Genomic DNA, 11,497 nt, shown 5'->3' on the forward strand with positions numbered 1-11,497 from the left:
CCGCACAGCCGACCACTTCCTCGCGTTCGCCGACATCGGCTGCCTGCTCATCTGCTACCGCAGGCTGACCAAGGCCACCAACTGAGACGCGCCCTAAGGGACGTCTCGTCACCCCGGCGGGTGTCTCGCCTGTCGAGCAACCCGTCAGCACAGCGACGCGCCTTGATCAGCAACGGCGACTTCGATGCCCACTGGACCTACCGCCTTGACCAGGAGAAACGGCGCGTCCACGCCACCGCTACGCGGGCAACGTCACCTCGACTTGATCATCTCTCCGGAAGAGCCATCCCGTTGAGTTCGAGTGCGACTTCCAAAGGGGGTGCTCGCGCGTCCGACGCGTGGACATGGGCGGAGTAAACTGTTCTCCGATGTTTAACTATAGCTTGCCGATTAGGATGGCTGAAGGCAGTGAGTGCGAAATCGAGCGGGAAGAGCTATGAACGTCAAGTAATGCTTCACCTTACCGACCGCGACCCGAGAGTCACGTTCGAACTTGACGTGAAACTGCTTGACTCGGAAAAGCGCCACTACCGTCAGGTAGATATCTGGCTGCCTCGAACCCGTGAGATTGTTGAATGCAAGCACCATGCTCGACCGGTCGACGTTGGAGTGGTTGATCGCCTGATCGGAATGGTCGATGACCTGGGGGCCTCTGGTGGAAGAATCTTCAGCCACAGCGGCTTTACGCAAACTGCCCGCAGGAGGGCAGAGAAGGCTGCCATCGAATGCTCGACCTTACTTTTCGACAACCAGCCAACAACCTTCATTAGGAGAAGCGGCGGCGGCCACTACTGGGGCAACTATGTCGACCTTTGCATGGCCGCAACACGAGAATGTGACAGCTATGGTCGCGTGACCTACGATGACGGCTCCGGCTGCGATGCGCCCTTGTGCGTCGGCAGCAGTGTCGACTGGGGCAACAGGCAAATGCATGCGTTCGTCGCTCACATAATTCTCTCTCACCTCCTTGGAGTCCCCCCGAGCGACGTCATGATCCATGACTTTCTTTACGAGTTCGCCGATCGATTCGATGCGGGGATGGAATGGTATCTGTGGGAGCGGGAGATAAGCCACGTGGTCGGTAGCTTCTACGAGTAAGATCAGCAACGGGAAGCTTTTCTCGCGCCCCACTTGGGCGCACGCGTCGTGGCGTAGTCGAAACCCTGCTGCGCTCCTCACCCGAGGGCCCCGGGGGGCCGCGTCCCTCCGATTACGAGCCCGATCCGCCGCTCGAGACCCATGCCGCGCAACTCCGCGCGCAGGGCATTGTCGGCTCCGAACCGGGGGTTCCGCCAGCCAGCGCCTCCTGACCTGCGCCGGTTACCCAAGGAATCGGTCGCCGCTTGCCGGTGGCCTACGTACCGTCGGGTGGCATGAGGGTGCTGCTGCGCGGCGGACCTGGCGACGGCCAGGTGGTGTCTGCCGTCGGGCAGGCTGTCGTGTGGCGGGCCTGCCTGTACGAGGCGACGCCCGACTTCGCCCGGCGACAGGGATGCGATCTGCGGGTCTACCGGCACCGCCCCGACTGCTGCGAGGCGCGCGGCCGGGGTGCCGAGGATCGCTGCGAATGACCCGTTCGCGGGGAGGCCACACAACACCCATTCGAACATGCGTACGATCATGTCGTGGATGAGGTAGCACGGCGATGGTGGAACGGAACGTGGGGTCGCCTCGCGCGCCGTGACGTCTGGCTCATCCGACAGACTCGCTGGAAGGTGGTTGCCCGAGCCGGCGACAGCGAGACGGGCAAGGTGTTGCGCTGGGAGTTCGACTCCCCGGAGGAAGCCCTGGAAATGGTCGACCGCCTCCTGCGCGCACCCTCGCCGGGCACATGGCGCGAGCAGACCGCCGGCCGCCAGCAAGATGGCACTGCGCAGTGGGGTGAGTCGTCCCGGTGACGGGCAGCCGTGTTGGGAAGCGCGCCCAACACCGGGAAGCGCCGGCAGTCGATTGTTGGCGGTCATTGAAACTTCCGGCTCGGCGGACACGACCCTCCCGCTCTTGGACAGCCGAGCGCCGGATGGGCGGACATGTCGTGACGCTGCGTGTTGCTGGCTGGGTGCCTCAGGTTGGGGTTGGTCACTCGGCCGCAGGCAGGTAGCGCACCTGGCCGTCGCTGGGGATCAGGTACCCGATCCTGCGGTGCGTGGGTGGGTTGGCGGCGATCGTGGCGGCGTCAGTCTGACCGGACACCTCGTTGCCGATCAGGCCCAGCCGGAAGTCGACTGCGGTGTACACCCGAGCGCCCAGGTCAGCCAGCCAATCGTCGATCGGCCTGCGCCAGGCTAGGGAGACCGAGCTGCTGCCGGGATCGCCGACCATGTGCTCGTTGGAGCGTGGCTCGGCCCGGCCCAGGGCACCCAGCGGCAGGTAGAAGTCGAGCCAGTCAGGGCCGTTGTCCTCGCGGACGGCCACGACGCCGCAGACCATCGGTGCCCCGTTGGGCAGCCGTACCACGCCGTACAGGTGGCTGGACCGCTCTAGCGACGCCAGGGTGCATGGCACAGCCTGTTGGTCGGACAGCGGGATCCGGTGACTGCCGTAGCAGCCCTCGACTCCGGCGGCCGACCACAGGACGTCCAGCGCGGTCTCTAGCCGTGCGTCGCTGGTGTCGCCGAGTTCGAGCGCCAACTCGTAGAAGCCGCCGTACCAGTTGTCGGCGAGCGTGAAGTCTGCGGACTCGATCACCTGACGATCATCCATCCGTTCCAGCAGTTGGGCGCCCATATTCGCCAGCGAAACCGGTCACCGCGGGTAGTCGCGGTCCACGCATGCCTTCCTGTCCGCCCACCCGGAATTCCCGCTGTCCGCTGTCATCGATCTTGGCAGCTTCCCGCTCGGGCCTCCGCCGCGGCTGAGTTGGACAGCTTCTACGTTGCCAGCCGCGGTGCCCCACCGGCATCCACTCGCGCGAGGTCGTGAACCGCTTGGTACGCGTGCTCCGCGCTCACGATGACCCTGCGGCCGGCACCGGGGACCGGCAGGGCCACGTGGTGACAGCTTCCACACCACGTCCCTGAACGCCGCACCCACATCGCCCGCTCCGTCACCGCCCGCGATCCCTGAGCACGGTGCCGGCGGACAGCCGCGAGCAGCCCAGCGGCACCGCCCACAGCGGCCAAAACCGCCGCTGCGAACATACCCGCAGCAGAGTCCTGCGCGGAGGGCGATGGTGCGGCCAGCAGCCCGTAGCTGATGAAGACCACGATTCCCGCACATGCTGCTGCTACTGCCGCTGGCCGCGACGCCAAACGGGGGGCGCGCAGGGGGCCGTAGTTGCACAGCCAGAAGGCTCGACGACGCTATGGCGCTGCGGCTGCGTACGGCGAGCATTCCCCTGCCAGGGTCATGGTGGACGTACGCGCCACTCGCGCCCCCGTTGCGCGCGCCGCGGGCAGAGCGCGCGTTCCAGCGGAGCCGCAGTGCGGGCAGGTCGCTGCGGTTGCCATAGCCGCCAGTATCGCGAACGCCTACGACATCGGCTCCCGATCTCGCGCCCGTCTTGGTCGCGGCGGTCAGTTGGTGGCCACGGCGCCCCGCATCGGTGAACGGGCCGGCGTCGCGGCGTAGGGGTCCGACTCGCTCAACTCGGGTCGCCATTCGCCGAGCGGCACGAGGCCTGGCGGCATTAGCGTGTAGTCGCCGAATAGCGCGGTGAGCTGCGCGTCGGTGCGGAGGGTGATCTCGGTGGCCGCTTGGGTGCGAAACACACTCTTCGCCGTTGACACGCTCGACTCTTCATATGTGTCCGTAACAGCCGCCGCACTCAGGTGCGAGAGCACCATCGCGCTGCCGGGGACAAGCCGGTCACGGATTGGTGCCACGACTTCATCGATTCGATCGTCGGGCACCTGCTGCAGCACCGCGCAGTAGAGCAGCGCAGTGGGCTGGTAGAGGTCGATCACGCTGGCGAGGTCACCCTCGTGGAGGGCATCGATAACAAGGTCGGGGCGGGTGAAATCGCCTTCGATGGCCCGGCAGCCCGGGATGCCCATCAGAAGCTCGTTGGACGCGACAACCGCGACGGGGTCGATGTCCACGTACAGCACTCTGCTGGTGGGGTCGACCGCCTGGGCGATCTCGTGCACGTTGCCCTGGGTGGGGATGCCGGAGCCGAGGTCGAGGAACTGTCGAATGCCCGCTTCGGCCAGCACTCGGACCGCGCGCCGCAGAAACAGGCGGTTGGACCAGGCGATGTCCGCCGCGTCGGGAACAGCCTGCAAGAGCTGTCGTGCGGCTTCGCGGTCTGCGGGGAAGTTCTGGTCGCCGCCGAGGAGGTAGTCATAGATTCGTGCGACGGTGGCGCGGCCACCGCCGGCGCCGCGCGCATCCTTGTGCGTTTCGACCACTGTTCTCTCCCCGTCCCTGCGCACCTGTGATGCCATGCCGTTAGCGCCGTCCGTTGTGGAGGCGGAGCCTAGTCGAACAGGCTCATCCCGGTGGGCCCTCATGATCAGGGGTCCTGCAGGTAACCCGCTCGGGCGTTACACTCTGACCTTTGGCCCGGCACTGATCGTAGTGTCAGGAGGTGTGGATGCTCTGGGCTCGGGCGCGTCTCGCACGGCGTCTGCGCAAGGCTGGCGTGCCGCCGCCGCCCGCTCCGTACACTGTGGACGCCTGGTGCGAGGCCATCGGGCGTGTTCGGGGCCGGCCCCTACACATACGCGGTGAACGACTGGGAGCCGAGCATCCGCCCGGTCTACTCGTTCGGCTCGACGGAGCCGACTACATCATCATCGACGCGGCGCTGCCCACGCTCGCACGGGCGCAGACGGTTCTGCACGAGGTCGCACATCTGGTCCTCGATCACGACGGCGATGCCCTACACGCAGACGTCGATGCTGCGCTGGAGGCTGAAGCCGAGTTGGCCGCTGACCTGCTGTACCAGCAGATGGCCCAGGCCGCCGGCAGCACCGCCGAACCTTGTACGCGGCAGGTAGCAGCTCTCTCGCGGGTGCCCTTGAGGCTTTGGTCATCGCGGAGATGGACGGACCTTCGTGCGGACTGGCATGTCACCCAGTTGTGGATGACGCTGCGGGCGGGTATGCCTGACGCAAAGATCATCAGCACCAGCACGGGTGAACAGGTCCCAGTAGAGGTAGGTGGTAGACACCACCGCCATCGACGGGTGATCGAGGTCCACGACGCGTTGCGGCTGCTGAGACCGTGGTGCAGTGGGCAGGTTCACGACAGCGCGGAGCGGCGAGCCCTGCGATACCGGCTCGATTCTGCTGCTGTAGCTGCAGTCGCCGAAGCAGCGACGGTAGCGGTCGCGCTGCGTCGGCGCCAGGCCGCGCTGCCGCTCGCTGACGATTCGCCCTTCGTCGCCGCGCCCTTGGACGTGACTGACGTGCGGGCTGAGGCCCGCCGCCTGGCCAGGATGTCTCGCGCTCTGCATGACTCGCCCCTCGTCGCCGCCGAGGTGGACTGCTGGGTGCCGGTGATCGCGTCCGCCGATACCAGCGAGGCGTCTCCCCCTGCGACGTTGGCGCGTGGTCTACCCGTCATGCCGCTGCCAGACAGCGCGACGCGGCCTGGTCGTCCAGCGCGTGCGGTGTAAGCGCACGATCTGCGCCCCGTCGTGCAAGGCCGTCGGCTGCCACAGCGAGGCGTGATTCCGAACCTGACTCGGAAACATCTCGCCCCCGAACAATGGCCCACCGCCAAGTGCGCAGCCGAGCCTCGCCAACTCGTGTCGCTCCTCTTCGACGGTTATCCCGGGCGCGATGACCGCGAGGTCCAGGTCGATGGCGAGGTCGGCTGCCGCGCGGATGACAGCCTGCGCCGGCCGCCAACCGGCGTCGAGTGCGTAGGCCGGGTCGAGCCGGAGGAAGCTCCAAGTGGCGGCGTTGAGCGCCTGAATGCTGCCCTGAATGCCGCCATAGTTGCCCAGCAACAGCCGCACCCCGTACTGCCGAAGCAGGTCGGTCACGTCGCGGCTGGGCAGGCCAGTGGGTTGCGCCAACTCCAGCACCAGAGATGATCCCGCCACAGCGTGGTTGCGCAGGAGCTCACGGAGCCCATCGACGAATCTGGACGTGAGGGCACGTGCGGGCACCGGCACCACCAACGCAGCTTGCGGCAGCGCCTCCCGCCAGGTCGCCGCGGCGGACAGGGACCGCGTGATCACCTTCCGCGCGAGGGCTTCCAGGCCGTCCTGATTCAGGACGAGCTGGTAGATGTACTCGTCGGCGACGAGCACAACATGCCGTGAGTAGAGGATTCGCGGCACGGACTGCATCATCGCAATCCTGCCGGTGGTGAGGTCGACAATCGGCTCGTACGCGATCGACATCCGTGCGTCGACCAGGTCCCGATCCAGGGCACGGCCGTGCGCGGGACCAGTCTGATATGACACCAGCCGGTCTTGCTCCCGGCGGATGGCCCGCCACATCACCTGTTCTGCGGCGTCGAGCAGCTCCGCGACATCGGCGGCGGCGCCAGATGCCATTCCTGCGCTCGCCCGGACGTTGAGCATGCCCTGATCGGTGGTGACCGGGCGGCGTAGTGCCGCAACGGTCCAGCACGCCCGCTGGTACGCGGCGTCCTGCGGCACGTCCCACATGATGAGGGCGAACTCGGCATCGCCGATACGTCCAACGACGGAGCCTGAATCCCCCGGGGCATGGCACAACCTTCCGGCGAGTTCGTTCAGCAGCGTCAGTGCCGCATCCCTGCCGATCTGGTCCGCGAGAAAGTCGTAGTTCTCTAGGCGAACCGCGACCACATGGCACGTCCCGGTGGCGATCTCGGCGACGCGGGACAGCAGCGTTCTGCGATTCAACAGGCCGGTGTCCGGATCCTGGGTGGCTGCCACCTCATGCCTGCGCGCTTCCTGCGCCAGCAGGTCGTACGCGTGCGCGTTGTCCAGACTCGTTGCCAGGGTGGCAGTGAATGTTCGTAGGGTGACACGCTCTCGCGCTGACAGTTCGTCACCGGCCCCGCCGAGATACAACCGCACCACACCGTGCAGCCCGGTCGCGTAGTCCCCGAACTCGGACCGCACTGTTGGCCGCGACTCGACGATGTCGGGAGCATCGGAGGCCGGCCCGTCATACACCACCCGAGCATCGCCAGCGTCGCCACCAGCACGCAGCAGCCGTTTGCCGCCATCGACCTCGATGTCTGCGGCCCGAGCACCGAACAGCCTTACCGCTCCGGCGGCGGCGGTGCGAAGAACGAACTCGAGATCCCGGGCGGACAACGCGTCGCTCAGCACCGCCAGGTCCTCCCAAGCACGCCGCTCCTCGCGGATCCGAAGTCGGTAAGTCAACGCGAGGTGCACGATAAGCATCACCGCCGGCAGTGCCATCAGCGCTCGCAGGTCGAGCCCAGTAACGACCGCAACGATGCCTGCAGTGACGGTTTCTCCGACGGCAACGATCAGGCGGGTCCGCCATAGGTGGCGCAGGACCGCCAGAAAGGGCCTTCTGGTCGCCAATGCGACCGTGGTCATCGTGACCAGCTCTTCCAGAGCCAGCACCGCCACCGCCGCGATAGGGAAAGCGGCCACCTGCCGGAGCAGGTCCGGGCTGCCGAGAGCATGCTCAGTGAAGCCGGGCTGGGCGCCGAAGGCATACATCACCGACCCCGCCGCTGCTGCGGTGACGACGTCCATACTGCTGTTGTGGAGCACTTTGTGTAGGCCGGAGGACCGGGAACGGCTCATTACGAGTCGCGCCACAGTAACCCCGACCGCCGTGCACAGGACGACCCACGGAACCGGCAGAGCCGAGGCACAGACCAGACACGCCGTAGGCGTCAAGGTGATCCGGATCGGAACCCGTTGTGGAACTGGCGCTGAGCAAATCGCGCCGACCGCCATGAGCGCTGCGCCCATCAAGAGGTAGACGGAATAGTAAGGCACCGGCCGCCCCGCGTGTTTAACAGCCCACACAAGGCACGCCAGCGCCGAAACGAAAACGATGGATGTCAACAGGCCCAGCGCCCATTTTCCACGCTGGATCGGCATCAATCAATCCCCCGTGATCATCAGCCCCAGCCCTTCCAAGCAGATCGTCCACAGTAGCAGGTATGCGACGGGTGCTCAGCCCCATTCGACGCCCTTACGCATTGCAGCACCCCCTTTCTCCGCTGTATCGACACCAGTCGGAACGTATGACCGCGCAAGGGTGCCTTTCAACACCAAAGAGTCGTTTTGGTCATCCATTGCGCACTGAGACGCTGCCACGTGACAGAACGTAGGTGAGTCGAAGTAAGGGATTAGCCGTGAGTGCCGAAGGCTTCGGTCAACTCCATTAGGCCCAAAACCCGAGCAACGGAGTGCGATGCAATGGCCGCCACCTGTAACCACCTTCCCGACAGTTACGGTCGCGGGCGCTGGACCCTGACCTGGCGGCTAACGATCTTGTGCGCAATAGGACGGTCGGGGGAGCCCATCCTTGGTAGGTGATGATCTTCGGGTCGGTGGGCGCGTCGCGTGTTCAGCCATCCCGCGTTCACCGGGATCTCTCGCCGTCATCTGCATCTGCTACGAACCGAGCTGCGTGTGGTGTGGCTGGCCGGGAGAGAGGGCCGGCTGTATGCCCGTCGGGGTGGCGACCGGCGGCGGGCGGCTGGAGCCGGCCGGCGTTTGACGCTGCGGTTCACTGATCGGCTTGTCGTCACCCTCGCTCATCTGCGTCTGGGGGTGCCGCACGAGGCCCTGGCGGTGGCGTTCGGGGTGGACCGCTCAACCGTGACTCGAGCGATCGGGCAGGTACGGCCCTTGCTGGCCCGTCGCGGGTTCGCCCGCCCGAGCGGCATCCGGCTGCACACCCTGGCGGACGTGTTCGCCTACGCCGCCGCGGAGGGTGTGACACTGCGGCTGGACGCCACCGAGATCCGGGTCCGCCGACCACGCGTCGGCCGGCCAGGCCGCAAGGCGTTCGTGTCGGGTAAGGCGAAGCAGAACACGATCAAGGCGACCGTGGTGGCCGACGAGTACGGGGCGACCCTGTGGTGCGGCGGACACCGGCCAGGCCGGATGCACGACACCACCGCGATCCGCGTCGAGGGCATCGACGCCCTGCTGGACACCTACCCGCAGGTGAAAGTTCTGGTCGACGCCGGCTACCAAGGACTGGCCAAGGACCACCCCGACCAGGTCACCGCTCCGCCGCTGAAGCTACGCCCTGGCGCACCACCGGCACGTCAGCACGCGTGGGAAGCAGAGCGTAAACACCAGTCCTCACAACGCATCCCGGTCGAGCACGCCATCGCGGAGCTGAAGTGGTGGCGGCAGCTTCAACGCTTCACCGGCCGCCGTGAGCTTCTACCCGAGACCATCGACGCGGTCGCCGGCTTGGTATCCGACCGCATGATCACCTGGTAACCGATCCACATCACGGCAGCCCACAAGCCCTGTAATTGCGCACAAGATCGTAAGAGCGTGTCTCAGGTGGTGAGTTTGAGGTAGCGCTTGTGGCAGGTAAGGGCGGCGGCGAGGGTCAGGAATGCGCAGTACAGGCGGGCAGAGCGTTCGTAGCGGATGGTCAGCCGGCGGTAGCCGGTGAACCAGGCGAACGTCCTTTCGATCACCCATCGGTGTCGCCCGAGTCGGTGTGAGGATTCGATGCCGCGGCGGGCGATGCGGGGGCGGATGCCGCGGGCGCGGAGCATGCGGCGCAGGTGGGGGTAGTCGTAGCCCTTGTCGGCGTGCAGCTTGTCGGGCCGCCGGCGGCGAGGTCCGCGCCGGGAGCGCACGGCGGGGATGGCTTGGATGAGGGATTCCAGGCAGAGGCTGTCGTGGGTGTTCGCTGCGGACACCCCGACGGACAGGGGCAGGCCGTTGCGGTCGGACAGGGCGTGGATCTTGCTGCCGGGCTTGCCGCGGTCGACCGGGCTGGGGCCGGTCAGGTCGCCCCTCTTTTCGCCCGCACCGACGCCGCGTCGGCGGTGGCTCGGGACCAGTCGATAAACGCCTTGGCACCGAGCTGGTCCATAGCGGCCACGTGCAGGCGCCGCCACAGGCCGGCCCGGGTCCAGGCGACGAACCGGCGGTGCGCGGTGGCCTTGGACACCCCGAACCCGGGTGGCAGGTGCCGCCACGCGCAGCCGGTCGTCAGCACGTACACGATCGCGGCGAACACGGCCCGCGCCTCGATCGGCGGCGTACCTCCACCCTGCGGACGTCGAGGCGGCGGCGGGATCAACGGGGCAGCAAGGCCCCACAACTCGTCCGGCATCCACTGCGAGATCAACCGCTCGTCCACAGTAGAAGTGATCTACCACCAAGGTCAGCTGACCGCCACCTGAGACGCCCTCTAACCAGGTGCACCGGAGCCGGAGTAGCGGTTCGTGCGGACGGTGACATGGCCGAACCGGTCGACACGGCCGTCAGCGAGCGCTGCCTGTTCCGGCTCGACTCGCCAGCTGAGCTGCCCGAGATGGTGCGCAAGCACAACGAGTCGGCGGCTTAGCTGCCCGGTAGGGCGGCTCGGCTAGCGGCGAGGGCGCAGATCCGTTCGTCGAGCTGCCTACCCTGCCTGCTGTCGCCGAGTAAGGGCCGGACGTGCCGCCACAATCTCGCTCGCCCCGGTGCGCCGGCCCAGAAGTGCATCCCGAATGGTCCAACCGACGGGCGAGGGGCCGCCGTCGGCCACGATGAGGTCAAAGGGCCGGTGTTCGTAGGACGGCGGCGGTGGTAACCCCACGCCTCAGAACTCCGGCGCCGCACTGGCGCTCATTGGGCTTTCGCAGCGCAGTGGGGGCACCGGTTCGGGCATGGCGTCAAGGGTGGGCTGCCTGCCAGGCCACTGGTCGTGAGGATGGTGGTGACGGTCTGCTCGAACGTGGAGGTCTCGGGGATGATGCGCTCGCCGGGCACGTCGAGCAAGTCCCGAGCGCTGTACCACTCGCGCATCTGCTCGGGTGTGACGTTGATCGGTTCGGCGCGTGTCTGGTGGCGGCGGATGGTCTCCTCGAAGCACACGTCGAGGTAGTAGACGTGCGTCGGGCCGGTGTGCTCGGCGATGAGTTGACGCAGGACGGCCCCGTAGCGGCCGGTGTGCATGATGCCCTCCAGGACCACGTGGTAGCCCAGATCGAGCGCTGTCTTGGCGGTGGCGGCGATGAACGTGGGAGCGACCGGATTGGTGCGGCTACTGTCGTGCTCGCGCAGCATGACCCGGCGCAGGTAGTCTTGCTCGAGCAGCGCGCAGCCGCGGCCGCAGCGGCGGCGGACCTCACGGGCAGCGGTCGTCTTGCCGCTGCCCGAGTTGCCGCGGACGATCACCAGGGTCGGCGACCCCGAGGAGCTGCTCCCGATGCAAGACAGCTCGGTTTCGTCTTCCGCCACGTTCTGGGCATCTCCCGTCTCGTCCAACGGCTGCTACCGCCGGGCCTAACGGCGCGGATCGGGCAGGACACTGCCTGATAGAGGATGCGTCGTCAGGCGTGGCTGGTGGGAGTTTCCTTTGCCGGTCCGACGCGCTGCGCCTTGAGCACGCCGACCCTACGCCTGAGCCTTCCGCGCCGCGCGGGCTCTGCACCGGCC

The 11,497-nt window shown here is 66.9% G+C and carries 9 protein-coding genes and 1 pseudogene; 5 read left to right on the forward strand and 5 right to left on the reverse strand.

From position 1 onward, the window contains the following. Positions 1-498 precede the first annotated feature (498 nt). The 3 genes and pseudogenes from ACGFI9_RS33340 to ACGFI9_RS33350 all read left to right on the forward strand — a co-directional run bounded on the left by ACGFI9_RS33340 (position 499) and on the right by ACGFI9_RS33350 (position 1,885). Entirely contained in the window at positions 499-1,098 is a 600-nt protein-coding gene (locus ACGFI9_RS33340; RefSeq protein ID WP_393184406.1) for a restriction endonuclease, read from the forward strand. A 275-nt stretch (positions 1,099-1,373) separates the two neighbouring features. Continuing rightward, a complete protein-coding gene (locus ACGFI9_RS33345) occupies positions 1,374-1,571 on the forward strand; it encodes a hypothetical protein (RefSeq protein WP_030271453.1) in 198 nt (65 codons plus the stop codon). Between the two features lie 54 nt (positions 1,572-1,625). Continuing rightward, positions 1,626-1,885, forward strand: a pseudogene (locus ACGFI9_RS33350) (hypothetical protein). Positions 1,886-2,079: 194 nt separating this feature from the next. Here the strand turns inward: ACGFI9_RS33350 and ACGFI9_RS33355 are convergent. After that, positions 2,080-2,688 (reverse strand): hypothetical protein, encoded by a 609-nt coding sequence (locus tag ACGFI9_RS33355; protein ID WP_393184408.1) that lies wholly within the window; start codon positions 2,686-2,688, stop codon positions 2,080-2,082. 827 nt (positions 2,689-3,515) lie between these two features. Then, positions 3,516-4,349 (reverse strand): SAM-dependent methyltransferase, encoded by an 834-nt coding sequence (locus ACGFI9_RS33360; RefSeq protein ID WP_393184410.1) that lies wholly within the window; start codon positions 4,347-4,349, stop codon positions 3,516-3,518. 185 nt (positions 4,350-4,534) lie between these two features. Between ACGFI9_RS33360 and ACGFI9_RS33365 the strand changes: the two genes are divergently transcribed. Further along, positions 4,535-5,560 (forward strand): DUF6545 domain-containing protein, encoded by a 1,026-nt coding sequence (locus ACGFI9_RS33365; protein WP_393184412.1) that lies wholly within the window; start codon positions 4,535-4,537, stop codon positions 5,558-5,560. On the opposite strand, the gene ACGFI9_RS33370 is transcribed toward ACGFI9_RS33365, so the two are convergent. Continuing rightward, entirely contained in the window at positions 5,498-7,618 is a 2,121-nt protein-coding gene (locus ACGFI9_RS33370; protein ID WP_393184414.1) for an EAL domain-containing protein, read from the reverse strand. The two genes, ACGFI9_RS33365 and ACGFI9_RS33370, sit on opposite strands and share 63 nt — an antisense overlap. Positions 7,619-8,440: 822 nt before the next feature. Between ACGFI9_RS33370 and ACGFI9_RS33375 the strand changes: the two genes are divergently transcribed. Continuing rightward, the gene (locus ACGFI9_RS33375) at positions 8,441-9,334 is read left to right on the forward strand and encodes a transposase family protein (protein ID WP_393184416.1); all 894 of its coding nucleotides are present in this window, start codon (positions 8,441-8,443) and stop codon (positions 9,332-9,334) included. Between the two features lie 62 nt (positions 9,335-9,396). Here ACGFI9_RS33375 and ACGFI9_RS33380 read toward each other — a convergent pair. Both ACGFI9_RS33380 and ACGFI9_RS33385 read right to left on the reverse strand, forming a co-directional pair. Further along, a protein-coding gene (locus ACGFI9_RS33380; protein ID WP_393184537.1) for an IS5 family transposase occupies positions 9,397-10,187 on the reverse strand; the annotation gives its coding sequence in 2 pieces (ribosomal slippage) (positions 9,397-9,870 and positions 9,873-10,187; 789 coding nt in all). A 497-nt stretch (positions 10,188-10,684) separates the two neighbouring features. Next, entirely contained in the window at positions 10,685-11,269 is a 585-nt protein-coding gene (locus ACGFI9_RS33385; protein ID WP_393184539.1) for an AAA family ATPase, read from the reverse strand. Positions 11,270-11,497: the final 228 nt, after the last annotated feature.

This window comes from Micromonospora sp. NPDC048930 (assembly GCF_043197935.1).
Lineage (GTDB): Bacteria > Actinomycetota > Actinomycetes > Mycobacteriales > Micromonosporaceae > Micromonospora.

Bases quoted from the DNA above. Each gene is read 5' to 3' on its own strand.
- ACGFI9_RS33345 (WP_030271453.1), top strand. From the start codon at position 1,374: ATGAGGGTGCTGCTGCGCGGCGGACCTGGCGACGGCCAGGTGGTGTCT.
- ACGFI9_RS33370 (WP_393184414.1), bottom strand. From the start codon at position 7,618: ATGGACGTCGTCACCGCAGCAGCGGCGGGGTCGGTGATGTATGCCTTC.
- ACGFI9_RS33365 (WP_393184412.1), top strand. From the start codon at position 4,535: ATGCTCTGGGCTCGGGCGCGTCTCGCACGGCGTCTGCGCAAGGCTGGC.